The sequence below is a fragment of the Paenibacillus sp. FSL P2-0136 genome (genome assembly GCF_037975325.1).
Lineage (GTDB): Bacteria > Bacillota > Bacilli > Paenibacillales > Paenibacillaceae > Paenibacillus_AQ > Paenibacillus_AQ silagei.
This window is the reverse complement of sequence record NZ_CP150244.1, coordinates 1,550,588-1,577,165: the sequence shown is the minus strand read 5'-3', so window position 1 is coordinate 1,577,165 and position 26,578 is coordinate 1,550,588. Positions and strand designations below refer to the sequence as shown.

Below are 26,578 nucleotides of genomic sequence, written 5' to 3'. Positions count from 1 at the left end.
AAAAGACTTTTCTCCTGAAACCCGCCTTCCGGGCAAAACAGTAAGATCCGTCAAATGAAACAGGAAGATCCATCATTCACGCGGGTCCGGGCAGCGGCTTATAATCATTTTTGCAGGCAAAATCGTTACCAAGGAGGAGGGTACGCCGGATGAAACAATATGATCTTGTCATATACGGCGGAACGGCTGCAGGCATTACAGCGGCTGTCCAGGCATCTATTATGGGCAAAAGTGCGGTAGTCATCGAGCCGAGCCGGAGAATTGGGGGCATGACCACCGGAGGGCTGGGTGATACGGATGTAGGAATGAAAGAGGCAGTCGGCGGCTTATCTCTGGAATTCTACCAGCGGATCGCGCGGAAATATGCGCAGGACCGGGCTTGCTGGCTGTTCGAGCCTAAGGTTGCGCTTGAGGTGCTGCAGGACTGGGTTGCGGAGCATAACCTTGAAGTCGTCTGCGGGGAAATGCTGGAGCTTAAGAATGGGGTGACCCGGCAAGGCTCAAGAATCACGTCCATTACGATGGAATCCGGGAAGGTCTATCACGGCAAAATGTTCATTGACGCCTCTTATGAGGGAGACCTGATGGGCCATTCCGGTGTGTCTTATGTGGTCGGCCGGGAGCCGAACGCACAGTATGGGGAGACATTAAACGGCATTCAGCCCGGCCCTGAACTGAACGAGCTCCCTCCGGGAATTGACCCCTATGTCATTAAAGGAATGCCTTCGAGCGGACTACTCCCGCGTGTAAATGCGGACCGTGGCGGCGATGCCGGCGAGGGAGACCGTAAGCTGCAAGCCTATAACTTCCGCATGTGTCTGACAGACAATCCGGGCAATCGCCTGATGATCAGCAAGCCTGAGGGCTATAACGAAGCCGATTATGAGCTTCTGTTCCGGGCCATTGAGCAGGGGCAGCGCTCACGCTTCTTCAAGCTGAACCGGGTCACTGCGGACAAGACCGATTCCAATAACAATAGCGGCATTTCTACGGATTATAACGGCATGAACCACAGTTATCCAGAGGCGGATTATGCGGCGCGGGACAAGATATGGGAGGCCCACCGCATCTACCAGCAGGGGGTTGTCTGGACGATCCAGAACCATCCGCGGGTGCCGGAGGAGATCCGGGAGGCCTACAAGCCGTGGGGCCTGCCACTCGATGAATTCGAGGACAGCGGCCACTGGCCGTCCCAGCTCTACATCCGGGAATCGCGCAGAATGACTGGAGATTATGTAGTGACAGAGCATGATGTAAGGCGGGAGCACCCGGTGCCGGACTCCGCCGGGATGGGCTCCTTCGCCATGGACTCGCATCATACCCAATACTATGTGAACGAAGACGGGCATGTCAGCACGGAGGGCGGATTCTATATCCGGTTGGCCGAGCCTTATCCGATCAGCTACCGGGCGATGGTGCCGAAACGCAGCGAATGCACCAACCTGATCGTACCGGTCTGCTTGTCGGCCACTCATGCGGCCTACGGCTCCATCCGGATGGAGCCGGTCTTCATGATTCTGGGTCAATCGGCGGCAGCCGCTGCTGTACTGGCGCTTGAGGGGGACGGCATGGTTCAGGATGTGGAGTATGGACAGCTGCAAGCGGTACTGCTTGAGTTCAATCAGGTGCTGTACACCACCGGACTCAGCCGGGGTTGAACCGGAAGCCGAAGCTGCGCCGGTACTCTCCCGGGGGAGCGCCATACCGTTCCCGGAACATCCGGCAGAAATGGGCGTAGCTCTGGAAGCCCGCATTGTCGGCAACCTGCTCCAGTGACAGTGTGCTGTAGAGCACCTGCTGCTCGGCAGACTTCAGCCTGACATCAATGCAGTAGGCGAACGGCGATTGGCCAAAGGCGGCTTTGAACAAGGAGGAAGCGCGGGAGATGCTTAACCCGGCGGAGGCGGAGATCTGCTCCAGGCTGAGCGGTTCATGGGCATGATTGTCAATGAACTGCTTCAGCCTGTAGGCGGTCTCCGCCCCTTTGGTGCGCCGCCGTGCCTGAACGATCTGCTCCAGCGTCAGGCAGAACGTTCTAAGCAGATAATCCATCAGCTCCTCCTGATGCTGCATTACTTTCCTCTTCTCGCCGGCAATATGCTTCCATAAGGTAATGACCGTATCGTCGAAGCCGATATTCGTCCGGGCCGGCAGCCTGCGGTCCTGCCACCAGGAGTCCAGCCACTCCCCTTTGCCGATCAGGAAATAATCCGAGGCGGGCTGAACTCCCCCAGAGCCTGGAGCGCTGCGGGGCTGTACGATCAGCTCATACGGCTGATCCGGAGCATAGATCAGCAGATCCCCGGGGATGATCGTCTCGTATTTTCCGTCTACCAGAGCACGGCAGGTCCCTTCCATCTGAAGTCTGAAGAGATAGAAGGATAAGCCGTCCTGATACTGAACGGAGTGAGGCTGGGTATGTGTGAAATAGTTGGCATACAGGATGCTGCACCGGTGCGGATCGGACGCTGTCAATGGTAGGGCTCCTCCTGGCGGTCCGGGTGGTACCCCGCCCTGAACTCCGACGGTGTCTGCCCGGTGATCTTCTTGAACATCTCGCTGAAGTATCTGCGCTCCTCATACCCCACAGCGAAGGCCACCTCCTGAACCTGTGCCCCTTCCACCAGCAGCAGCTTGGCTCTGTGAATTCGCTCTGCGGTGATATACTGGGTAACGGTCACTCCGTTCACCTTCTTGAACAGGCTGGAGAAGTAGCTGGTGCTGAGATGTACATGGGCCGCACATTCACCGACCGTGATATCCTCGGACAAGCGGCTTTTAATATATTCTATCGCTTCATAAATCACCTTCTGCCCTTCGGACAGACTGCTCCTGCGAACCAGGGCAGCCCCCTCTGTACACAGATCCAGCAGCATCCGCTGGAGAGTAGCAAGCGGCAGCCCCGCTGTTCCCTGCACCGCCCGGAACCGCTGGATCAGCGGCTGAATCTCCCCGTACGGAACCAGCTCATAGAAGGTGCGGATCGCTGATGCGGCCAGCTCCTCATACAGAACGAGCAGATAATCGGGATTATGCCCGGAGCTCAGACTCTGCAACGTTTCTGAAATGGCTGACAGAATTGCGCCTGTCCGGCTGACATTGCCGGAGCGCAGTGCCAGCAGCAGCTCGTCCTTGTACTCCAGTGCCAGCGGCTCCTGGCTTCCGTTCTGGTGAACATCATCATACATAATGGCCGCGTTGCCTCCGGTGAACAAATGGTGGGCCAGCGCCCGGTGCGCCTGGCGGTAGGAATCCGGCAGCTCGCTGGTCTCCTCCACCCGGCCACCGACTCCGGCCGACACCGTGAACTTGGTATACCGTTCAATGTTCTTGCAGCAGCGCTCGGCAATCTCGACCGCACTGGCCGGACCACAGTCATTCATCACCGCAAGATAGCGGTTATGCTTGGCCCGGAACACCGCGCAGCGCGTATGCCCGGCAATGGTCTCCTGGGTGATATTCAGCAGGGAGAAGCGGATCAGCTCCACCTCGCGGATCGACAGCTCTGCCGCCCGCTCCTGAAAGTGATCGATCTCCAGCAGCATCACCACGAACCCCTTGGGGTTCAGATCGATGCCTAAGAATTCCCAGCGCGCCTTCGCCTGCTCCCACGACGTTCGGTGGCTGACCAGCAGGGCGAAATATTCCTGCCGCAGCACCGGCAGACTCTCCCGCAGCTTGCTCTCCATCTCCCGGAGCGTATCCAGCCTGGAACGCTGCTCCATAATCTCCGCCTTTGCCCGCAGCACCGCCTTCATGATCTCCTCTTCCGTGAACGGCTTGACGACGAAGTCGAATGCGCCGAGTTGTACCGCCTGCTGTGCATATTCAAAGTCGGCATATCCGCTGACCAGAATGATTTTACAGTCCCGGTGATGCTCCAGTACGGCACGCAGCATGGCCAGCCCGTCCATCCTTGGCATACGGATATCCGTAATGACCAGATCCGGGCGCAGCTCCGCGATCAGGTCCAGCCCATCCTCCCCATTGGCCGCGGTCCCTGCCACCCGGATGCCGTGCTCCGCCCAGTTCATGCAGGTCAGGCCTTCTACCACGCTTTTAATATCATCAATGATACAGAGGGTTACGCTATGATCGTCCATCCTGATGCTCCTCCCGTTTGGGTAAAGATATAATAACCGCCGTCCCCCGGCCCGGCCCGCTGTCCACCCGTAATGCTGCACTGTCCCCATAGTAGAGCTGCAGCCTGCGGATCAGATTGGATACGGCATAGCCCTTCTCCGATTCCCGCCGGAACAATGCACGGACCGCCTCCTCGTCCATACCAGCTCCATTGTCGCTGACCTTGATACACCAGCGCGCTCCCTCATCGAAGACTTCGAGATCAATTATCCCCCCGCTCTCCCGGTTGCGGAAGCCATGCAGAATGCTATTCTCCACCAGCGGCTGCAGCAGAATGCGCGGAATCGGGAGGGTAACCAGCGCTTCATCCTCGACATAAATCTCATAACGGAACAGCCCTTCATAGCAGCTGCATTGCAGTTCCAGATACATGCGGACATGCTCCAGTTCCTTAGACAGCGTAGTGATCTCCTGCCCCTTGTTCAGCCCGAGCTGGAACAGCCGGGACAGCGACATGACCATGCTCTGCGACTGCTTCACCTGCTTCAGATTCAGCTTCCAGTAGATCGTATTCAGCGTATTGTACAGGAAATGAGGGTCCATCTGCGCCGACAAGGCCTTGATCTCTGCCGAGCGCTTATTGGTCTGTGCCTGTGTGACCTCTCCGATCAGCACTACGATCTGCTCCAGCATCTGGTTGAACCGCATCCCGACCTGGGCCAGCTCGTCTCCGCCCCCGCTCTCGAATCTTGCCGTCAGATCATTGCTCTCCACCCGCTTCATCACCTTCATCAGACCTTGCAGCGGACGCAGCAGATAACGGGTAAAAGCTCCTGATACCATCATGGTAACAGTGAAGGCGAAGAGGGCTACCACCACGAGCAGCCATTTCACATAGATCATATCCTTCAGCACACCAGACTTGGACTGGATCGTGGTCATCGTCCAATCAGCAATACCCAGATGCGCATAGTTCAGCAGATACGATTCGCCGCCCAGCTTGAAGGTATTGCTGAGATTCCGGCTGCTGCTGATCATGCCGGTCAGATCACTGCCCTCCACCGCCTGCAGAACGAGCGGGTCCTTCACAGAATAGACGGGGCTGCCTGCCGCGTTCAGCAGGAAGCTGCGTGCCCCTCCGCCGGTATCCCCGCTCACTAGCTTGCGGAAGCCGTCTTCACGGATGTTGACGATAATATAGACCCCGCGGACCGCTGTATCAAATATAGGCTCCAGAATCAGTGAAATAACCCGTTCCTTCCCGGAGAAGAGCATGTCCTCATGGCCTTCAACCCATGTATTCTTCTTCTCCTGTTCGATCCGCTCATATAGTAAGGTATCCTTGAACTCCGTCAGACGGTTCCGGTTCATCGAGGAAGGGTAGAACTCCCCGATCGGCGTGGACACATAGATCGAATGGATCAGCGGCTCCGCAATCCGCGCTTGTGAGAAAACGTTATCAAGATCATTCAGATGAGTATAATACCGGCCTGTATCCCCGGTGACGACATCCCGCATCATATCGTGAAAAGGCTGGCTGATCATGAAGGTCATCATAATCAGCATCAGCTTGTTCAGCTTCTCATCGATGATCTGCGCTGATTTGACAACGTTATCCTGGGTAAGCTTCAGCGCATTCTTCTCCAGAGTCGCCGCCGAGATGGAATACGACAATCCCCCGGTCATCAGTACGGAGAGGAGGATCACGGCTAAGAATGCAGTTTTTAATTTGCTGCGGAATGATTGCTTCCGGAAATAGTTCAAGTCGTTCACGCCTTCCTGTGTGCAGATGCCCTGCTCTTCGATTATGTCACCTGAACGTCCGGTCCGACAATACGCAGCGCACGAAATAGTGAATTCACCGTATGCGGAGCATGGATCTACCGTATGTACAGGGCAACCCGCCGCCTCCCTCTCCGCCTGCACCAAATAGCCTGTTTGAATTCCGGCAGGCACCGGCTTCAAACAGGCTATATTAAGTATGGCTATGAATATCTCACTGGTTGCAGAACACCAGGAGGAGTATGCGCCATCAGGACTCCGGCTTACTGTGCTTCAGCAAAGCCAATATGTTATTGAGCAGATGCACCTTACGGATGGGCTTGATAATGATGGAGGAAAACTGCGCTTTGGTCTCCTCGTCCAGATTCGTCCCCAGGGGAGCAAGCAGAATAACGGGCAGCTTCCTGCCCGGAACAAGCTGACGCATGTGCTTGGCAAGCTCTGTGGCTTCTGTCCCCGCAATATCCTTATCCATAAGGATTAGATCATAATCGTTATTGGCCGCCAGAAGCTCCAGGGCCTCTCCGGCAGTCCGGGCAGAAGACACTGCCACGCTCCAGTCCTCAAGTACCGAAGAGATGACATCCAGACTGGTCTGATTATCATCCACAACCAGAATCTTAATTGCGTCAAGCACATCCTTCTCAAAGGGAATCGAGGGCAGGCTTGTATATTTCTCAAGATACAGCGTGACCTCCAGCTTCGTCCCTGTCCCTTCCTGGCTTTCCGCTGAGATCTCTCCCCCCATCAGCTCCACCAGCTGTTTACAGATGGCCAGCCCCAGTCCGGTACCTCCGTAATGATGCAGCTCGCTGCTCTGGTGAACCTGGGTATATTTGTTGAACAGCAGCTTCAGCTTGTCCTGCGCTATACCTATTCCAGAATCCGTAACCGTGATCCTAATCCCTATTTCTTCACGGTGAACAGGCAAGGATTTCAGCTCAATCAGAATTTCCCCGGCGTGGGTGAACTTCAGGGCGTTGCTTACGATATTCATGATGATCTGGCGTATCTTGGGGGCATCCCCCAGAACATACAGGGGAATCTCCGAATCCACATTCAGAATAACCTCCAGGTTTTTCTCAAAAGCCTTGGTGGAGAACAGATAGACGCTCTCTTCCAGTGCGGTGATAATATCGAACGGTTCCTTTTCAATGAGCAGCTTGCCCGCTTCCATCTTGCTGAAATCCAGAACATCGTTCAGGAATTGCAGCAGCTTGGCATTGCTCGATTCAATGATCTCCATGTAATACTGCTGCTGCTCGTTCATCTCAGTCGTCATCATCAGATCGGTCATGCCGATAATGCCGTTCATCGGGGTGCGGATTTCATGGCTGAGCATGGCGAACAGATCCATTTTCGTTTGTCTCCGCTGTTCCAAATCTTCAAGCTTCCGTTCCAAGTTCATAATATAGGTGAAAAAATAAGCCATAGCCCTTAAGAGGTCCAGGTCTTCCTTCGTATGCCGCCCGGCAGCAGGGTCCAGCAGGCAGATCGTTCCCAGAGATTCGCCATCCTCGGTAAGCAGAGGAACGCCAATGAATGAATGTACTCCCTGTGTGTGTATGAAGTCAAGTGCAGGGGACGCGGGCTGTTTATGCGTATCAGAGACCAGTAACGGTCCATTGTCATTCAGAAGGATCAGACTGCCAATAGAATCAAACAACACAGATCCCTGTGTATCCGGCCCCAACAGCTCTTCCCGGTTGAACACCCGCAGCAGGGGATCTGAGCTTACACCATGCACCGAAATCAGAATCGTGTTTGACTTGAAAAGTTGGCTTAACAGCTCTATCATCCGGTCTGCGGCATCCTCTATATTGCGAATCGCCGAACTGCCGGTATCGTTCATCTCCATCGTCGTTCCAGAACCCCATTTCCAAAACCTAAATATGTTACCATAAACATGACTGGTCCTTATCATAACAGAAAAAACACAGCAACAACCTGCAAAATTCACAAAAATAGGCTGAGGAAGGAATTGGATGGGATGAAAAAGATACTTCGTTACTCCTGCAGGGATTCTGTGGTCCTCTTCGCTCCGGTGTGGGCCAGCTGGACTTTATTGATCAGACGCTTATACCGATCCTGGTCTTCCGCTGAAGCGTGCGGCCGGAATTGCTCGAATAATCTTACACAGCGGATCACACAGGCTATGCTGCCAAGTGCGGCGGAAGCCTCCAGGCTCCCGAAGATATAACGTATCCCCTGCTCTATCTTCTCTGCTTTGAGAGAGTACAGCGCCAGCTCATAGAGCAGTACCGGATATTGCTCCGGCGTCTCCCTGCCCGGAGTTCCTTCGGCTTGCCCGAGCGCCGTTCCCTCCGGCACAAGCAGCGGCTGGAAGCGGCTGATAAGCTCATCTACCTTCCAGCCATACCGGTTAGCCGCTTGAACTGCCTTAAGCAGCCCGTCCAGCAGTCCAAGCCCGGGGGTGCCGATAGATTCCATCACCTCGGGAAGAGCCTCCAGCTCACCGCACATCAGGCGGTATAGAGACTTGTAGACTGTCCCCAGCCTGCTGAACTGCGCCCGGATCTGCTGAACCTCTTCCGATTCCTCGACAATCCAGCTCATTTCAGTGTAAAGGCCCACATATTCCAGCGCCCGCTCATATTCACCGGATTCCTCGCATACCTTGGATTGCAGCCAGTAAGCATACAGTATATAGAAGCAAAGAGGTCTGGGCGCCTGCCTCAGCTCCTTCTTCTTTTTCGTTTTGTAGAATCTGATTTCGTACTGGATAGATGTCTTATGACGGAGCTCCTCTGCCAGTAATCTGGCCTTCTCCCAGTGCTGTAGAGCAATATAGATATCCGCCAGCTGCCGAAGCGCTTCCAACTGGTCTATTTCCTCCAGGCGCTCTACAAAATATTCAAACCGGGTCGCCGCACGAAAATCCGCCTCCGGGCTCTGCCCGATCCGGATCATGAACAGCCGGTACTGACACAGGGCCAGCCGCTCCGAATGCTGATATTTCTCAGTGTCGGCTACCCCTTCATACAGCAGAGCCGCTGCCTGAAGCTTGCCTTGCCCGTAGAATTCCTCCGCCGTATCGAACAGGAGCGGGGCATATGTAATATTGTCCATGATGATTTGAACCACCTGCCGGATACACTCCAGCTTGTCCAGCTCCGCACAGCGGTGCAGGAAGGGTCCCAGCCGCCGCCAGTCGGGTGCGGAATGTACGACACATTCATCTATATATAACTCATAAAATGTTCCTTCAGGAAGCCCCATTCCGGCGGTAATCCGGTCCAGCTGCTGCATGGCAATAGGACGGTTACCATTAATAATGCTGCTGAGCGTTCCCGAATTGACACCGGAGATTCCTGCGAACTGATTGATTGTCTGGCCTTCTTTTTTAAGAAAAGCAGCCAGTTCTGTTTGAATTGTAGTGTGCTGTTGCAAACCAATACCGCCCCTCAAGAACCAGATATTCTAGTAAAAATCCAGATATTCCTATATCATAAATCCCTTAATTAGGCAGGTCAATCTGGTTTGAACGGTTCAAAAGAGGTTGACAAAGACGGAATATTTGTTATATATACCCAGTTAAAAAATCTTTTGCAACATTTCTGCTGATCCAACGTTTATTAGGGTATAAACAAGTTTGAGAATATTCCGGCAGGGTAAATAAAGAGTGTAGACTCACGCCGTGTAAGATTACGCCAAGGGGGAAATTCATAATGTTAAAAAACAAAAACGTCTACCTGCTTCCTGTTCTGGTCCTGTTGTTCCTTTCCCTCGTGACTACGGCAAGCACAACCATAAAAACCGCTGATGCTAAGAGCGAGGGGTCAACCCAGCATCTGACGGTGTATATACATTCCTTAGAGAATCATAACGGTCAGACGACCCTTACCGGGGATGAGATCGAATGGTATGAAGGCGCAGCAGCCGACGCGGTCTTCGCCCAGCGGGAGCCGGAATCCGCAGCCGAAATCGGCGGTGCCCCGGACGGTTACTATATCGTGAACGACAGCGACACGCTGACCACTTATACGGTAGCCCCGGATGCCAAGGTCACCATGCAGATCTATGACCGCACCGGCAAGCTCGAAGACCTGGATACGAACTGGAACGAGTCGCTCACTTTGGAGAAGTTCATTCATGAATTCGCCAAGACGGATGTATTCGATCTAAGCGGTTCGCCTTATCACCTCACGATCAAGGATGGCCAGATTGTATCGATCGTGCAGCAGTACACTCCATAAGGAGCTGCTATCTTAATCCCTTCCATAAAATAACCTCAAGCCACAGCCTGTTGCCCAGCAGCGGTTGTGGCTTTTTTGCGTCTAATCTCTCTCCCCAATCTAACCTTTTCACACATATTCAATCCTATCACTATTTACCCGCAAGCCCTTTATCTATAAGCTTAAATATAGGATATTCATCCAGCAGTAACCCTACAGAATCCATAGGAATGAGGATACAAAATGACAATTACACCCCATCAGCCTCTGGCGGCCCCGATTCAGGGTAAGCCCTTGTACGAGGAATACCGCATGGACCAGGTCCGTGTGTCCGATCCGTATATCGCGAACGCCTTTGCCAAGGAGATCGAATATCTGACCAGCTATGATCCAGACCGCCTGCTGGCGGGCTTCCGCGAGAACCGGGGACTGCCGAAGCGTGCCGACAAATATCCCGGCTGGGAGAACACAGAGATCCGCGGACACACGCTGGGCCACTATCTGTCGGCGCTGTCCCAGGCCTATGCCTGTACGCGGGATGACGCGCTGGCGTTCAGGCTGAACTATCTTCTGGGAGAGCTGGCCCTGTGCCAGCATGAGAGCGGTTACCTGTCCGCGTTCGAGGAACGCCTTTTCGATCATGTAGAGAACAAGCAGCCGGCCTGGGTCCCCTGGTATACGATGCACAAAATCATCGCCGGACTCACCGCGTCCTACTCTGCCACCGGCAGCCAAACGGCCTATGACCTCGCGGATACGCTCGGTGACTGGGTGTACCGCCGCACAGCCTCCTGGTCTGAAGAGGTTCATCAGCGTGTATTATCGGTGGAATACGGCGGGATGAATGACTGCCTGTACGACCTGTACAGAATCACCGGAAAAGCAGGCCATTTAAGCGCCGCACATAGCTTTGACGAGCTGACGCTGTTCACTCCTGTCCATGAGGGCAAGGATATTCTCAAGGGCAAGCACGCCAATACCACGATTCCGAAATTCCTCGGTGCGCTGAACCGTTACCGGACGCTCGGGGAGAGCGAAGCCTTTTATCTGGAAGCGGCGGTGCAGTTCTGGGAGATGGTTGTTCATCATCACAGCTACATCACCGGAGGGAACAGCGAATGGGAGCACTTCGGTGACCCGGATATGCTGGACCGGGAACGCTCCAACTTCACAGCGGAGACCTGCAACACCTACAATATGCTCAAGCTGACCCGCGAGCTGTTCAAAATCACGGGCGATATCCGTTACGCCGACTTCTACGAGAACACCTACCTGAATGCCATTGTGTCCTCACAACACCCGCATACCGGGATGACGATGTATTTCCAGCCGATGGCGACCGGGTATTTCAAGGTCTACAGCTCGCCGTTCGAGCATTTCTGGTGCTGTACGGGAACCGGCATGGAGAGCTTCACCAAGCTGAATGACAGCCTTTATTTCCATGATGCGGACAGCATAGTGGTCAACCAGTACCTCAGTTCTACCCTGGACTCTGCCGCGCACGGCCTGATGCTGATCCAGTCGGCCAATCTGCCTTATAGCGATACTGTAGAGTTCAAAATTTCAGTGATGCAGCCCCAGGCTCAGTCCACCACGCTGAAGCTTCGTCTGCCGGATTGGCTGGCCGGAGAACCCGGGCTTCTATTGAACGGGCAGCCTGTGAACTCAGCGGTCATTGAAGGTTACCTGGTGTCGAGCAGAGTATGGGAAGACGGCGACACGCTTCAGCTCAAGCTTCCGATGAAGCTGACACATTTCAGCCTGCCGGATGCCCGCCAGGTGGTCGCATTCAAGTATGGGCCCGTGGTGCTGAGTGCCGCTCTGGGCCAGAGTGACCTGTCGGTGTCTGCTACAGGCGTTGCAGTAAGTGTCCCGACCCGCAACATGCTGGTGAAGGACTTCATCACCACGGTGAACGAGAGCCCGCAGGAGTGGCTGGCGCAGCTTGCGGACCGCGTAGTCCGGCTGGAGCAGGAAGAACTGGCCTTTGCACTGCGGGGAACGGATGAGGAGCAGCGGCTGGTCTTCACCCCGCATTATAAGCAGCATAGTGAGCGTTACGGCATCTACTGGCGTCTGGTGGAGGCGGATTCGGCTGAGCTGCAGAAGCATATTTTACAAGGGAAAATCCGGCAGCGTGTGCAAGACGCTACACTGGACAGCCTGCCTGTCGGCAATGACCAGTATGAGCTGGAGCATGGCATTGAGGGAGAGAACACCTCCGTAGCCACATGGGACGGATATAACATCCGCAAAGCGGAGAACGGCGGCTGGTTCAGCTACCGGATGAAGGTGGCGCCGCGTACAGACAACTACCTCTCGGTTACTTATTTCTCAGGAAATAATGGTAAGAAAATAGCGATTTATGTAGACGGGGAGCGGATTGCGAGCGAGGTGCTGCATACGGATGAAGCCCGCAGCTTCTACGAGTGTAGTTATCTGATTCCTGCTGAAGCGGTTGGCGGCAAGACTGAGGTGGAAGTCAAATTCGTGGTTCCGGGTAAGGAGAATGGCATCTTCGACCTGCTGCGCATGATGACCGGGTATGATCACAATACCGGACTGCGCCAGCTTGCCTTCAGTGAAGGAACGCTGTCTACCTCCTTCAGCGGCGGGATAACCACGTATAGCCTGAGCGTTCCGCAAGCTGCGAGCCGTGTACAGTTGAATGTTTCACCACACCATCACAATGCCCTGGTCTATGCAGACGGGATTCTGATTGAGGATTCACTCCCGCGCGAGATCAAGCTGCCACATAGCCGCACTGAGGTGAAGCTCACGGTTAAGGCGGAGGATCATGTTACGGTGCAGGAATATAAGCTTCAGATTGTGAAAGAATAACAGTTGGCATAATGCAATACACTGTTCCACTCAAGGGTTATCTCGGATGCAGCTTCTGCTGTATTCAAGATAACCCTTATTTGATATGGTAATAGGATAAGACTATTTCCACAACGAGGGGGATTATGACATGACTGCATTCACACTGCTGGTAGATAAGCCGGTACATCTGGAGATGACCGGCAAATTCGTGGCCCCCTCGGCGGAGTGGATTCACTTAAGCCGGATTTTACAGGATTATGAGCTGATAGTTATGACCGAAGGCGTGCTCTACCTGGCGGGTGACAACCAGCAGTTCGTCGTCTCCAAAGGCGAGTTCCTGCTCCTGCCTCCGCTTACCAGACAATACGGGTACAAGTCTTCAGACTGTAGCTTTTATTGGCTGCATTTTCATGCTGCGAACGGTAGTCAGACTGCGGGCCCCCCTCCGTCAAACGGCGACAAGGAAGAATATGTAATTCACCTGCCTCAATACGGAACCCTGCGGAATGTCGAGAAAATCATCGTCATGATGAAGCAGCTCCAGGACTCGGTGCGGAGCTACAATCAGACGGTGCTGGGCAACTATATGTCTACCGTTATTCTGTGCGAGCTGTACAGCCAGACCCTGCCAACCGATGCCGATCCGTTCAAAAGAACCAAGCAGGAGCAGCTCTACAACGATATTCTAGATTACATCAAATGGAGCCGCAGCGAGCATATTAAGGTATCACAGATCGCCGCCTATTTCGGCTATAACGAGAAGTATCTCTCCCATCTGTTCACCGTCATCTCCGGGATCTCCCTGAAGCAATATATTCTGCAGCAGAAGATGGAGCTGGCGAAATTCCTGCTGACCGACACCAACCAGAACGTCAGCGAAGTGTCATTGCAGCTAGGCTATAAGGATTGCCATAATTTCATGAAATCGTTCAAAAAAATTGTCGGCCTCACTCCCACCGAGTTCCGCAACGCTTATGCCAAGCGCCTGCTGTTCTATGAATGAGCGTGAGAGCATCCGCCAGCTCCTGCCTATTCTTCGTTCCCTCCACAGCCTACCCAGAGACTAACGATTTCTCTGGAATAGGCTGTGGATATTTTTTTGAGAGCATAATGAACTTTCCGGGCCGCTACGCACTCTTATCTGTGAAAGGGGTGAGCACATGAATATAAGCCGTCTTGTCAGAGCCGCACAGCGCGGTAACAAAGAAGCATTATTAGAACTAATCCTAGCCGAACAGGACGCTTATTATCGTCTTGCCTATAGCTACATGAGGAATGAGCATGACGCGATGGATGTAATGGAGGATATGATCGTCACGCTCTATGAGAAGCTGGAACAACTGAAGAAGCGCGAGGCCTTCTACAGCTGGAGCAAAACCATTCTGGTCAACCGCTGCAAAACGGTCCTCCGCAACCAGAACCGGTTCGTTCCCCTGGAGGAGGACGAGGCGCCGGAGCCTGCAATGGAGGCATGGACTGCAACTAACCCGTACCGCGATACCGAGTCTGAAATGGATCTGTCCGTCCTGCTCGCACATTTGAATCCCCGGCAGCGGGAAGCGATTGAGCTGCGTTATGTCCACGATCTGCCGTATCAGACCATTGCCGATATCACCGAAGCGCCGGTCGGCACGATCAAGTCCAGAATATCGCAGGGAATACAGAAATTAAAAGCTATGATTGGAGGTGACCGTTATGAGAACGATCGAGGAGAGATTACAGGAGCATCAGCAGACCATGACGCCGTCAGAACTTGAAGGCAGATTGCGGAAGGCGCTGGAGCAGGCTCCGGTTAGACGGAAATCACGGGCTGGACGGACACGAACATGGGCCGCCACAGCCGCCGCAGCCATGTTACTGACAGTGGGCGTCTATCAGTATCCGGCGTTAGCCTATTACGGCGGGAAGCTGTTCAGTCAGACTGATCTGAATACAGTGAACTTCACTCAAGTAGTTAAGCAGGGTTACGGACAAGCGGTCAACCAAAGCAAAACACTTAAGGACGGGACCGTCTTCACCGTCAAAGGTGTGATTGCAGACGATAATAATCTGCTGATGCTTTACAGTATACAGCTTCCGGCCGGCCGGGTGTTTGATGAGACGGCCTTCTCGAATTACTCCTTCAATAATATTAAAGGCTTGTTTACTGACTCTGATCCTATCGGAGGCGGCGGAGATTACAGCCCGGACAGGACCCGGTACGAGGGTGTTTACAAATTTGAGCCGGTCAGCCCTTTTTCCAGAAATTTAACCGTGAATTTCAATGCAAAGCTGACAAGCGGAGAACTGGTTCAATTCCCTATCTCTTTCAAATATGATCCGAACCTTGCCATGAAAAGCCTGCTCGTTGCGGATATTGACCAGGCTGTAGCGGTGGATCAGGGAACCGTCTACTATGACACGATTACGGCTTCTCCTACGTCAACCATCGTAAAGGGACATTATAAGATGGATAATGGAGAAAATCCAAGATTCTCTGCTGTAACCAAACTGTATGTGAATGGGACGGAAATGAATTCCCGGTCGATGCGGGGTACGAATTCCAGCAAAAAGGGAACCCCGGAATTTATAATTGAATACGATGTGCTGCCAACAGACAAGCTGCAAAGTGTTGAACTTGTACTGGATAATTTCAGCGGATATCAGAAGGTCGGTCAGCCGATCCCGCTGGCCTCACCCTCAGACCACTCCGTTACAGTCGGCGAGGAGAAGCTCTGGATTCGCAGCGTCTCCCGGACTGCTGACGGCTATGATATTGTGGTCGCCGGGAAGCAGTTCACTATGCTGGATAAGGATACTTTGGCTGTTCAAGCCGGAGGAGCCGCCGTTCCCGTCAGTTCGATATCCGATTCCCGCCCTTGGGATCTCAAGAACGGCAATATCCTGTGGGAGCGCACATATTCCTTCCAGACCACAGAGAAGCCGGAATTCCTGGAGATGGACGGCTTCCACTATATTAAGTTCTATAGACACACTATTCCGGTTCCTCTAGGGGAAAAGTAAGGGCATTCGTGCAGAATAAAGCACTAGCGAACAGCCAGCTCGGAAATCCTGCAAGGAATGCAACAATGCAACTCATTAGACGCCAGTCACGCCAACATCCTGCACAAATTGCAACAATGCGGTTCATTAGAAGCGGCCTATGCGAAACTCCTGCACTAAATGCAACAATGTAGCCCAAACTAGCACCGAATTGATGAAATTCCTGCAAAAAGTGCAGCAATGTGCCTCAGCCAGTAACAAGTGTAGAAAATTCCTGCAATAAGTGCAACAATGTAGCTCAATAGAAGCTGCCAGCGTGGAAGTCCTGCACAAACTGCAACAGCAAGGTACAGTTACAGCCCCACTGTTCCTATATCCTATTGCCGCAGCTCAGCACCAAAAAGTCCCGCTCCCCTTCAAAGGGTTGCGGGACTTTTGGCATTTCATTCTATGCAGCCGATAGCCCACCTTCGGAGCGGCCTTCAACGGAACTCCGCAGTTCAGCGTGCTATCCCACTCTATTCCCGACTGAAATCTGCCCTACTCCCTGCCATCCCTCACCGGCACGCCGAAGTCCGGCGTGCCGTCCGCGTTCCAGCGCAGGCGCTGGGCACGGGTGTGGCGGTTCGGGTCGTAAAGCGGGTCGCCGGTGATCTCCTTATAGCTGCGGGCATGGTAGATCAGTACATCCTCGCCGTTCTCGTCCACTGTGAAGCTGTTATGACCCGGACCGTACTGCCCGTTCTCCTCACTGGTCTGGAACACCGGCTCGGGATGCTTGGTCCAGGATGCGGCGTCCAACAGATCGCTGTCCTCGTCTGCGGTAAGCAGTCCCAGGCAATAGTTATGATCGGTGGCGCTGGCCGAGAAGCTCATGAAGATCCGGCCGCCCCGCTTCAGCACAGCAGCACCTTCGTTTACCTTGAAGCCGATGACCTCCCAAGGATACTCCGGCGTTGAGATCATCGTCTGCGGACCCTTAAGGGTCCAGCCGTTCTCCATGGCCGAGATATACAGATTGGAGTTCCCGTCAATCTCAGGGTCCTTTTGCGCCCATACATAGTAGTGCACGCCCCTATGCTCGAACGTTGTAGCGTCTAGGGCAAAGGATTCCCAGGCGGTTCTCACCTGCCCCTTCTCCGTCCACTCCCCTTCCAGCGGGTTCGCTGATGTATTCTCCAGAGCGTACATCCGGTGGTCGAACAGCCCTTCCTTCGTCTCTGTAGTCCGGGCCGCCGCGAAGTAAATATACCATTTACCATCAATATAATGGATTTCGGGTGCCCAGATATTGGCGCTGAGCGGGCCGCTCTCATATTTGCGCCAGGCAACTACCGGCTGTGTTTCCCGAAGTCCCTCAATCGTTAACGCTCTGCGTACTTCAATCCGGTCGTACTCCGGCACGGAAGCGGTGAAATAGTAATAGCCGTCGGTATGCTTGTATACCCAGGGATCTGCACGCTGTTCGACAAGCGGGTTAGTGTACTCTCTATTTGTATTCATTATGGTTTCTCCTTTGGTCTTGAACTGGTGGCTGGCAGTGCTCAGCCGGTAATCTGATATTCCGGAGGAAGGGTCAGCCCTTCACTCCAGAGATGGCAACAGATTCAATAATTTGCTTTTGGAAAACAAGGAAGATAATTAGCATCGGCAGCAGGGCAATAATCGAAGCCGCCATAATCAGCGGGTAGTCCGTCTGGATCGCATAGGTCGCATTGAAGTTGGCGATAACCAGCTGGAGGGTCTGCTTCTCCGGTGAATTCAGATAGATAATCGGAGACAGGTAGTCGTTCCAGATGCCCATGAACCACAGGATCAGCTGCGCTGCAACCGCCGGCTTGATCAGCGGGAAGGTAATCGAGCTGTACAGGCGGAAGTACGAGCTTCCGTCGATTTTGGCCGCTTCGATAATGGCATTCGGCACACTGCTCAGATACTGCCGCAGGAAGAAGATCATGACGATATTGCCGAACAAGCCCGGCACGATCAGCGGCAGCAGCGTATCAATCCAGCCCAGCTTCGAGAACATGAAGAACTGCGGAATCATGACTGCCGGATACGGAATCATCAGGGATGACAGCATCAGCAGGAATATTTTATTTTTACCAGGAAACCGCAATTTAGCAAACGAAAACGCCGCAAGACTGGAGGTGAACGTACCCACGATCGTTACCGTGACGGCGATAATCAAGCTGTTCTTGATCCCGCTCAGCAGCGGACCCGCTTCCCATATCTCACTATATTTATCGAAATGGAACGGCCGCGGAATCCACACCGGAGGCAGGGCGAACACATCCTGCTTATCCTTGAATGAGGTGGACAGCATCCAGAGCAACGGGCCGATCATGAACACCGCGCCGATTAAAAGTAGAACAAAGATAATGCTATGGGTAACTCTTCTTCTGCTCGTCATATTTATGGTCTCCTCCCTCTTCGGTTAATCGACATCGAACGATTGCTTCTCGTTCATTCGGAATTGGATAAGAGTCACAACAAATATGAACACGCCGAGGAATACCGCCATAGCAGAGGCATAGCCCATCTGGAAGTTGCCGAAGGCTTTTTGCCAAATGTAGAACACCACGGAGGCTGAAGCATATTCAGGCCCGCCTGTAGGGGTCATAATGTTCATCTCGGTAAAAATTTGCGATCCTCCAATAATGTTGGTCACGATGATGAAAAAGGTTACCGGGCGCACCATCGGCCAGGTGATATGCCAGAAGGACTTGAAGCCGCTGGCTCCGTCCAGCTCCGCCGCTTCATAATAAGATCTGGAGACACTCTGCAGCGCCGCCAGATAGAGCAGCATCGTATACCCGAGGCCCTTCCATACCGCCATAATGATCAGCGCCGGCTTGACCGTATATTTATTCGCCATCCAGTTCGGCCCGCTGATTCCGAAGAGATCGAGGAACTGGTTGACGAGACCATAGTCACCGTTATAGGCCCAGTTCCACATGATCGAGACTGCGGCCAGAGAAGAAATGACCGGAACATAATAGATGACCCGGAACGCTGTAGTCCCGGGCACCCCCCGGTTAAGCCCAAGTGCCAGCAGCAGCGCCAGCGTAATGCCGATCGGAATGCCAAGCATCATGAACAAGGTATTGAATAAGGCCTTATGGAACAGCTCATCCGACCACAGATCCTTGAAGTTGCCGAGGCCGATGAAGTTCATCTGACCGAGCCCATCCCAATCCGTAAATGAGCCATAGATCGAATAGATCATCGGATACAGCGTAAAAATCAGCAGTCCCAGCAGCGGAGGCAGGATAAACAGAAATCCGTAGATTTTCTCCTTGCGGTACAGACCCAGCTTAGTGTTCATTAGAATCACCTCAAATTCGGATAGTCTATAACTTTCCCCACAAAGTGATGCATCAGCTCCGATGAGTATTCAGATACTTTGCGGGGTCCCCAAAATATATACAAGTTCATCTCAGAATAAAGTGATGCCGGCCCGCTGTTACAGGAGACCGAGCATCACTTTGTATGCTGGATAAGAACGATGCGTACCGCTTATTTCTTGGATTTCGCCTCTTGCTCAACCGCTTTATCCAGCAGCTTCTGCATCTTCGGCTGTTCCGTCTTCACATACTCCTCAGGGGTAACCTTGCCGTCAAGCACCGGCTGGATGTCCGTGTAGAACAGGTTATACCATTCAGCATTGTACGTGTAGTGGCCAGGCAGCACCCGTCCGTATTCATTCACGACCTGGAGGAATTCTTCCTTGTTCGCCGGTTTGGTCGTAGTATCAGCAGCCCATTCCTTAGCCATATCCATCAGGTTCGGAATTTGCACCTTAGCCTTCACCAGCGCTTCCATTCCCTCCTTGGAGGCCGTCAGATAGTTGATCAGATCCACGGCTTCATCGGGATACTTGGTTTTGGCGGAAGCACCGATACCGAGTGAGCCGGTCCATGTGGCGGATTTGCCTGTAGAGCCGGCAGGATATGGAATCAGGTCATAATCGAAGGGAAGCTTCTCGTAAGTGCTCATATCCCAAGGACCTACAGGGAAGAAGGCCATTTCACCTTTCATCCAACGCTGGTAGGTATCCAGAGTCTGAGCTTGTTCCGTTGATGGCGTAATTCCGTATTTAAGCTGCATGTCAGTGAAAAATTGCAGGGCTTCGATAAACTTCGGATCATCAATCGTAACCTTGGTCTTAGTCGCATCCAGCCAGTCCGCCCCGTTGCTCCAGACGAAGGAAGGCAAGGCCCACTGCACGTTGAAGCCTGCGCCGAATTGATCCAGCTTGCCGTCCCCGTCCTTATCAATCGTCAGCTGCTGGGCGACTTTGATGAATTCATCCCAGGTGTACGGTTTGTCTTTGTCCGGCAGCGGGATACCCGCAGCTTCGAACATGGTCTTATTATAGCCGAGTGCAAAAGGGCCTACGTCCTTGGGCATCCCGTACAGATTGCCTTGCCCGGCCATGGTGCCGTCGTAACGGTACAGATCCACGCCATATTTCCAGATATTATTCAAATCAATGTTAGGGTTCTTCTCCACATAGCTGGTCAGGTCCAGCAGCACGCCGCTGTTCACATAAGCCTTCAGGTCACCGGATTCAAAATAAAATACGTCCGGAACGCTGTTCCCGGTAATAGAGGCTTTCAGCTTAGTTGCATATTGATCTGCCGCAGTCACGACGATCTTAACCTTGACGTTCGGATGATCGGCTTCATATTTTTTCACAACACCCTCATAGGCCTTCTGCTCATCGGTTCCCCCGCGGAACATGAAGGTAAGATTCTTGGTTTCCTTGGAATCCTTGCTTCCGGCATTCGCCGTAGCTTCGCTTCCGCTATTGCCCCCGGACGATGCATTGTTCTTCCCGCCGCAGCCTGTAAGTACAACCGATACCATCAGAACCAACGACAGCAGTGTGAACCAGCCCTTTTTCTTTAACACTGTAACCCCTCCTAGGATTTGCTGAGCAATTCAATTGATACAATCTATATAGAAGAACTAGGGAACCTCACCGGCTCTGTTAGTTCAAGCTACCGCATGATGTACTATATTTCACACTTTAATCAAATAATTGAGAAACAATTGAATGTATTCGCTTACAGGTATAAAATAGCATATATAAAGTGGAGTGTAAATATAAAAGTTTAAATCTTTTTAAAGATATTCAAACTAAACGTTGTAAATTGTCTTTTTACTGAAAAAAATCATTTAATATTGACTTAACCGCGCATTAAGTATTCATATTTATGTAAAACAAACAGCCTTAAACTTTTGCTTTTAACTTAAATTTAATCGTTTTCTACAAAAAAAGGCAGAATACTTTCCTTTTAGGGTGGGTTAGTTTATAATTTTATAAAATAGTTTCGATTCTCATGACCTCAGTGGAAGAAGGTACCCTAAATATGATTTATATTAAAGATCTGATGAGCGGGATTGATATCTTCAAGGCGCTCAGCTCGGAAATCCGCATCCAGATTCTTGAGCTGCTGGCGACCAATCAGGCCCTGAATCTCAACGAAATTGCCAAGAAGCTGAATCTCAGCAACGGGGCCATCACAATGCATATCAAGAAGCTGGAGGAGAGCGGCTTAATTGAGATTAATACGGCCGTAGGCAAGCACGGAATTCAGAAGGTCTGCTACCTGAATAAAGATAAGCTGATGGTGGATCTGCGGAGCAAGGATGTCGATAATCTGTACGAGGTCGAGATTCAGGTGGGCCATTACAGTAATTATCAGGCCGTTCCAACCTGCGGTCTGGCCACCAAGGACAGCATCATCGGGGACTTCGACGAGCCGCGTTACTTCGCCGATCCCCAGCGGATCGATTCCGAGATTATCTGGATGGCCGAAGGCTTCCTGGAGTACCGCATCCCTAACTATCTCAAAGCCAACCAGACCTTCCGGGAAATCCAGTTCTCCATGGAGATCGGCTCCGAGGCTCCCGGGTTCAGCGACAATTACCCCTCGGATCTGTACTTCTATGTGAACGGAATTGAGATCGGCTTCTGGACCAGCCCCGGGGACTTCGGCGATACGCGCGGCACCTTCAACCCGGACTGGTGGCCACCCCACCTTAACCAGTATGGCATGCTGAAGCTGATCCGCATTAACCAGGAGGGCAGCTTCATTGACGGCTGCCGCATCTCGGACATCACCTTGGATGACATTAAGCTGGATTACAAGAGCGAACTGACCTTCCGCATTGCCGTCACCGACAAGCCGGTCAACAAACGCGGCTTGACCATCTATGGCAAGCACTTCGGCAATTACAGCCAGGATCTGCTGGCGCGTGTGCTCTATAATGTGCATGAGGTCGAAGATCCGGCCGGCCGGCCGGCGACCACTGCAGGAGTGGCAGATTGACTGTTTATGACAGATAGCCGCCTCCCTGCCGCCGCTGGCATAAACTCTAAGTATAATTGTTCCCTCCGTAACCCAAACTAACGAATGTCTTTCAAACTACCGTGAGGGAGTGTTTCGAATGCGTGAAGGGATGATACCCGCCGTACTGGGGACCGTAGTTACTGCTTCGAGTGCAGCTTTTCTGGGAAGCAGATATAAGATCGCGGCAACCGGCATTCTTGGATTTGGTCTGGCGCATATTGTACTCGGCACCATCGATTTGTTCGAACACCGGTAAGCCTGCTTGAAAGATGACCGGACCCTATCCTTCGGATAGGGTCCGGTTTGCTATGTCTTGCAAGCAGGAACGGCTACACACCACACCTCGCGCCTGCATCTATGTACCTCAGCAGCGCCGAATGTATGCTGTTTTTCACATACATTTGGTCCATGTACCTCAGCAGTGCCTATTGTATTCGGTTTTCCACATACATTTGGTCCATGTGCCTCAGTCGCGCCGAATGTATGCTGTTTTTCACATACATTCAGTCCATATGCTTTAGTAGCGCCTATTGTATACTGTTTTTCACATACATTTGGTCCAGGTACCTCAGCAGCGCCGATTGTGTTCTGTTTTTCACACACATTGGGTCCGTGTAGCTCAGTAGCGACGATTGTGTTCTGTTTTTCGCATATATTTCAAGCTCAGCATTTATAGTGTTTGAAGATCGAAAAGGCCCTTACCCAATTCGGGTAAGGACCTCCATACTACCTAAACCACATAAGAAGCTCTAAAGAATTTAACCAAAGCTAAAGGAACGAAGAGGGAAATTTGGAACTTCTGCTGTCATCAACAGATTTCAACTGCTATAAGCGGTTGTATAAGAAGCACTTGATAATAAAACGAAAAGCAAAAAGGAACGGAGGGGAAATTTGGAACTGTAGGAGCGGTAGCGACCGCCTTTGTCGCCGGATTTCTACCACGAACAGTGGTTTAAATCAAGAAATCTGGTGACAACAGCGGCCGAAAGTCCAAATGTTCACCGCAGTGACGATTACGCTTCAAGTTTTCATCTGTGCTCTATACAATAAAGAACTCTGTTGACGCCAGCGGCTAAAAGTCCAAATGTTCTCCGCAGTGACGATTACGCTTCTAGTTTTCTTTTGCAGCTTCATTTCACAGCCACATAGAACAGCCGCTGCGCCGAATCATCCGCCGCCACCCACTCGAAGTCCGCATACACCGACACCTCGCTGAATCCGGCGGCAAGCAGCTCCTGCTTCATCCACTCCGGGTCATAGGCACGCTGGGTATGGGTCTCTTCGAAGCGCCGGTACGTGTCTGAGCGGCCCTCCTCGCGGGCGAAGATGGACAGGTGATGCTCAATCTCCCGGCGCGGCACATCCAGCTCACAGGTCCAGATGTAGGATACCTCGGGCTCATCCAGTACAAAAGGCTGCTCTTCCTCATAGCGGATCAGCGTGTTCGGATGATGCACATCGAACAGGAAGGTCCCGCCTGGCTTCAGTCCGTCATATGTACTGGAGAACACAGACCGGATGTCCTGCTCCTCCAGCACATAATTCAGGCAGTCGCAGAAGGAGATGACGGCGTCTACCGGCTCCGGCAGCTCCCATTCCTTCATGTTCTGCTGAACCCACTGCACACAGCCCTCCCGCAAAAAGCGCCGTCCCTGCGGCTGCTGCTCCAGCTTACGCTGGGCAACGGACAGCATGTCCGATGAAAGATCAATCCCCGTCATGTGATACCCTGCCCCCGCTAGAGGAATCGTCAGGCTGCCGGTACCACAGCCGAGTTCGACTACCGTGCGCGGCTTGCCGTATTTGCCCCATGCCGTCTCGGCAAAGGCCAGCCAATCCGGATACGGCATATCCGCCATAAGCGCATCGTATACATAAGCAAATTTGCCATAGGAAGACACTGCGTACACCGCTTTCTCTATACTATTGGTTGTCAGAATCGCTGTCCGGTCCGGCCTGCTCCTCTTCGCGGGCAGCCAGATAGGTCCAGTTCTCCTTCTGGACAACCAGCCCTTCCTTCATCAGCTTGCCAAGCGCGCGCTTGAATGCTGATTTACTGATGCCGAAGCGCTGCTTGATAATATCGGGAGGCGTAGCATCCGAATATGGCATTCCGCCGCCTGGACGGGAAGCCAGAAAATCCAGCAGAGCCGCCGAATCCACATCACGGCCCACTTCCTTGCGGTGGCCCATGCTGAGGTTGACGCGGCCATCCTCACGGATATGGGCCACGCGCGCTTCAATCACTTCACCCAGACGCAGCAAGCGAACGCGTTCAGAGGAGTGGACCATACCGATGATGCCGAAGCCGAGCACACCGGCATCTACAAGCACGAAGGTGCCCATCTGCAGCGGCTTGTATACCCGGGCTGTGACCGTCTGCCCCTGCCACGATTCCGGTGCAGGCAAGGCCAGCGGCGCAAGCTCCTGCTCTCCGGCCAGCTTGGCACGGAGACGTCCCTGCTTATCATGCTCCATAATTGCGAAGACCTTGTCGCCAATCTGCGGACGCAGCTCCACCAGCTCGGGAAGCTCGCTGAGCGGCAGCAGCAGCTGCCGTCCAAGCCCCATCTCCAGGAAGCAGCCCAGCCGGGGATGGATATCCGCCACTTCAAGCAGCGCCATCTCGCCAAGCGTCAGATATGGCTTCTTCATCGTAGCCGCAGGACGGTCCTCGGTATCGAAGAAGAGGAAGACCTCCACCTTGTCGCCGATCTTCGGCTTGCTGCCCACAAGCTCGGTGTAATGAAGCATGATATCCTGGTCGCCTGCGCTCAGAAAGTACCCGTAAGGGGATACCTCCCGCATCACTTCAAGCGTAACCGTAGTTCCTGCAATCAGACTCATACCGTCTCCACGACCTTGGCATCCGACCACAGACGCTCAATATTGTAATATTCACGTTCATCGCGGTGGAAGACATGGACGATCACATCGCCAAGGTCCATCAGTACCCAGCGTGCTGCATCCATCCCCTCAATGCCTTTGATCATTCCGCCAGCTTCATGAACAACCTTGCGCACCTCAGTGGCAATCGCCTGAACCTGGGTATCGGAATTACCGTGGCAGATGATGAAATAATCGCTGATCGGCGACACACTGCGCAGATCGAGAGCCACCACGTTCATTGCTTTTTTATCCTGAACGGCGTGTAGCGCCAGTTCAAACAGCTTGTTTGATTGTACACTCATAGTTTATCCTCCAATGTTCTAACTAAATCGTTGCGCGCCAGCACCGTAAGCGGAAATACGACCCGGCGCTTCTCCAGCAGCACACGTATAGTGGAATCCAGTCCGGCAATCAGGCCTTCCTCCAGGCTAACCTTCGATAGCCTGCGGATCTCCTCAACACCGGGGAAGTCCCGTCCAGGCTCAATATAATCAGCCAGACAGACGATCCGCTCCAGCAGGCCCATGTTCTCCCGTCCCGAGGTATGATAACGGATCGCGTCCAGTACCTCAGAATCCGTAATGCCATAATCATGCTCGGCGGTATAAGCACCAACCTCAGCATGCCATAGCTGCTTGTCATATTTCAAAAGCTCAGCGGATAATCCGTTCTGTTCAATGATCTCCCGCATCCGTTCCACCGGCCAATATTTGGCCACATCATGCAGGATGGCGGCGGTCTCGGCCCGCTGCGGGTCAGCGCCATACCGCTGCGCCAGCTTCACAGCAGACTCCATCACACCGAGTGTATGCTTCCAGCGTTTGTCCGGCATCTGGCCGGAGACCGCCTCAATCAGCGCTTCACGGCTGTACTCCATACAATCCACTCCTTTGAACATATTCATATACAGCATCCGGAACCATATAGCGGATCGACTTTCCTTCGGCGGCCCGGGCTCTGAGCATGGTGGAGGAGAGATCGACCAGCGGCATATCCGCCAGCAGCACTTTACCGGCAATGAACTCCGGCAGCAGTCCCAGATCCAGCGGAGTGCCCGGACGTCCGACACCGATGAAGGTCAACCGCTGCACCAGCTCTTCGATCCCCTGCCACTTGGGAAGATACTGAACCATATCCGCACCCACGATGAAAAAGAATTCATGCTGAGGATATTCCTCCTGCAGACTAATCACCGTCTCCAGCGTATAGGATACTCCGCCCCGCACGATTTCCCAGTCAAGAATGCCAAAGGCAGGGTGATTCTTCACCGCTCCCTCCACCATAGCCAGCCGCTCTTCACCGGTTGCCCCGGCCTCATGCTTATGAGGCGGGATATGCGAAGGCATGAACCAGACCTCCTGCAGACTGTAGCTCTCGCGCGCCGTCTCAGCGGCCATCATATGGCCGATATGCAGAGGATCGAAGGTCCCTCCCATTATGCCAACTCTCAAGAGGTCAACC

The 26,578-nt window shown here is 53.0% G+C and carries 22 protein-coding genes; 8 read left to right on the top strand and 14 right to left on the bottom strand.

What is annotated here, in order from left to right; genetic code table 11:
- Positions 1 to 149 precede the first annotated feature (149 nt).
- Positions 150 to 1,658 carry an FAD-dependent oxidoreductase gene (locus tag NYE26_RS06570; protein ID WP_339254775.1) on the top strand — a complete coding sequence of 503 codons (1,509 nt, stop codon included), beginning with the start codon at positions 150 to 152 and terminating at the stop codon, positions 1,656 to 1,658.
- Here the strand turns inward: NYE26_RS06570 and NYE26_RS06565 are convergent.
- The 5 genes from NYE26_RS06565 to NYE26_RS06545 form a co-directional block, all read right to left on the bottom strand.
- Complete coding sequence (locus NYE26_RS06565) at positions 1,645 to 2,475, bottom strand: AraC family transcriptional regulator (protein ID WP_339254773.1); 831 nt, start codon at positions 2,473 to 2,475, stop codon at positions 1,645 to 1,647. The genes NYE26_RS06570 and NYE26_RS06565 overlap by 14 nt on opposite strands.
- On the bottom strand, positions 2,472 to 4,103 hold the full coding sequence (locus NYE26_RS06560; protein WP_339254771.1) for a response regulator: 1,632 nt from the start codon (positions 4,101 to 4,103) through the stop codon (positions 2,472 to 2,474). The genes NYE26_RS06565 and NYE26_RS06560 overlap by 4 nt, the downstream gene beginning before the upstream one ends.
- Entirely contained in the window at positions 4,090 to 5,856 is a 1,767-nt protein-coding gene (locus NYE26_RS06555) for a sensor histidine kinase (protein WP_339254769.1), read from the bottom strand. The genes NYE26_RS06560 and NYE26_RS06555 overlap by 14 nt, the downstream gene beginning before the upstream one ends.
- A 259-nt stretch (positions 5,857 to 6,115) precedes the next feature.
- Positions 6,116 to 7,723 (bottom strand): ATP-binding protein, encoded by a 1,608-nt coding sequence (locus NYE26_RS06550; RefSeq protein WP_339254767.1) that lies wholly within the window; start codon positions 7,721 to 7,723, stop codon positions 6,116 to 6,118.
- A 149-nt stretch (positions 7,724 to 7,872) separates the two neighbouring features.
- Positions 7,873 to 9,276: a transcriptional regulator gene (locus NYE26_RS06545; protein WP_339254765.1), complete on the bottom strand. Its 1,404-nt coding sequence runs from the start codon at positions 9,274 to 9,276 to the stop codon at positions 7,873 to 7,875.
- 278 nt (positions 9,277 to 9,554) lie between these two features.
- Between NYE26_RS06545 and NYE26_RS06540 the strand changes: the two genes are divergently transcribed.
- The 5 genes from NYE26_RS06540 to NYE26_RS06520 all read left to right on the top strand — a co-directional run bounded on the left by NYE26_RS06540 (position 9,555) and on the right by NYE26_RS06520 (position 15,887).
- On the top strand, positions 9,555 to 10,082 hold the full coding sequence (locus NYE26_RS06540; protein WP_339254763.1) for a hypothetical protein: 528 nt from the start codon (positions 9,555 to 9,557) through the stop codon (positions 10,080 to 10,082).
- A gap of 222 nt (positions 10,083 to 10,304) precedes the next feature.
- The gene (locus NYE26_RS06535) at positions 10,305 to 12,902 is read left to right on the top strand and encodes a beta-L-arabinofuranosidase domain-containing protein (protein WP_339254761.1); all 2,598 of its coding nucleotides are present in this window, start codon (positions 10,305 to 10,307) and stop codon (positions 12,900 to 12,902) included.
- Positions 12,903 to 13,032: 130 nt separating this feature from the next.
- Complete coding sequence (locus tag NYE26_RS06530; protein ID WP_339254759.1) at positions 13,033 to 13,887, top strand: AraC family transcriptional regulator; 855 nt, start codon at positions 13,033 to 13,035, stop codon at positions 13,885 to 13,887.
- A gap of 157 nt (positions 13,888 to 14,044) precedes the next feature.
- Complete coding sequence (locus tag NYE26_RS06525; protein ID WP_339254757.1) at positions 14,045 to 14,641, top strand: sigma-70 family RNA polymerase sigma factor; 597 nt, start codon at positions 14,045 to 14,047, stop codon at positions 14,639 to 14,641.
- Positions 14,580 to 15,887, top strand: a complete 1,308-nt coding sequence (locus NYE26_RS06520; RefSeq protein ID WP_339254755.1) for a DUF4179 domain-containing protein — start codon at positions 14,580 to 14,582, stop codon at positions 15,885 to 15,887. The genes NYE26_RS06525 and NYE26_RS06520 overlap by 62 nt, the downstream gene beginning before the upstream one ends.
- Before the next feature lie 519 nt (positions 15,888 to 16,406).
- Here NYE26_RS06520 and NYE26_RS06515 read toward each other — a convergent pair.
- The 4 genes from NYE26_RS06515 to NYE26_RS06500 all read right to left on the bottom strand — a co-directional run bounded on the left by NYE26_RS06515 (position 16,407) and on the right by NYE26_RS06500 (position 20,783).
- Positions 16,407 to 17,369 (bottom strand): family 43 glycosylhydrolase, encoded by a 963-nt coding sequence (locus tag NYE26_RS06515; protein ID WP_339254753.1) that lies wholly within the window; start codon positions 17,367 to 17,369, stop codon positions 16,407 to 16,409.
- Between the two features lie 73 nt (positions 17,370 to 17,442).
- A complete protein-coding gene (locus NYE26_RS06510; RefSeq protein WP_036697963.1) occupies positions 17,443 to 18,285 on the bottom strand; it encodes a carbohydrate ABC transporter permease in 843 nt (280 codons plus the stop codon).
- A gap of 18 nt (positions 18,286 to 18,303) precedes the next feature.
- Positions 18,304 to 19,194: a sugar ABC transporter permease gene (locus tag NYE26_RS06505; protein ID WP_036725691.1), complete on the bottom strand. Its 891-nt coding sequence runs from the start codon at positions 19,192 to 19,194 to the stop codon at positions 18,304 to 18,306.
- Positions 19,195 to 19,385: 191 nt separating this feature from the next.
- The gene (locus NYE26_RS06500; RefSeq protein ID WP_339254751.1) at positions 19,386 to 20,783 is read right to left on the bottom strand and encodes a sugar ABC transporter substrate-binding protein; all 1,398 of its coding nucleotides are present in this window, start codon (positions 20,781 to 20,783) and stop codon (positions 19,386 to 19,388) included.
- Between the two features lie 461 nt (positions 20,784 to 21,244).
- Here NYE26_RS06500 and NYE26_RS06495 point away from each other — a divergent pair, with 461 nt between their 5' ends.
- Entirely contained in the window at positions 21,245 to 22,207 is a 963-nt protein-coding gene (locus NYE26_RS06495) for a winged helix-turn-helix transcriptional regulator (protein WP_339254749.1), read from the top strand.
- Between the two features lie 118 nt (positions 22,208 to 22,325).
- Positions 22,326 to 22,484, top strand: a complete 159-nt coding sequence (locus NYE26_RS06490) for a hypothetical protein (protein ID WP_036725695.1) — start codon at positions 22,326 to 22,328, stop codon at positions 22,482 to 22,484.
- A gap of 874 nt (positions 22,485 to 23,358) precedes the next feature.
- Here the strand turns inward: NYE26_RS06490 and NYE26_RS06485 are convergent.
- From NYE26_RS06485 to NYE26_RS06465, 5 genes are read right to left on the bottom strand one after another with little or no spacing between them, the layout of a single operon-like run.
- The gene (locus NYE26_RS06485; RefSeq protein WP_339257361.1) at positions 23,359 to 24,129 is read right to left on the bottom strand and encodes a class I SAM-dependent methyltransferase; all 771 of its coding nucleotides are present in this window, start codon (positions 24,127 to 24,129) and stop codon (positions 23,359 to 23,361) included.
- 22 nt (positions 24,130 to 24,151) lie between these two features.
- A complete protein-coding gene (locus NYE26_RS06480; RefSeq protein ID WP_339254747.1) occupies positions 24,152 to 25,075 on the bottom strand; it encodes a S1-like domain-containing RNA-binding protein in 924 nt (307 codons plus the stop codon).
- A complete protein-coding gene (rsfS, locus tag NYE26_RS06475; protein WP_036725699.1) occupies positions 25,072 to 25,419 on the bottom strand; it encodes a ribosome silencing factor in 348 nt (115 codons plus the stop codon). The genes NYE26_RS06480 and rsfS overlap by 4 nt, the downstream gene beginning before the upstream one ends.
- Positions 25,416 to 25,994: a bis(5'-nucleosyl)-tetraphosphatase (symmetrical) YqeK gene (gene yqeK / locus NYE26_RS06470; protein WP_339257359.1), complete on the bottom strand. Its 579-nt coding sequence runs from the start codon at positions 25,992 to 25,994 to the stop codon at positions 25,416 to 25,418. Before yqeK ends, rsfS begins: the two co-directional genes overlap by 4 nt.
- A complete protein-coding gene (locus tag NYE26_RS06465; protein ID WP_339254745.1) occupies positions 25,978 to 26,568 on the bottom strand; it encodes a nicotinate-nucleotide adenylyltransferase in 591 nt (196 codons plus the stop codon). Before NYE26_RS06465 ends, yqeK begins: the two co-directional genes overlap by 17 nt.
- Positions 26,569 to 26,578 lie beyond the last annotated feature (10 nt).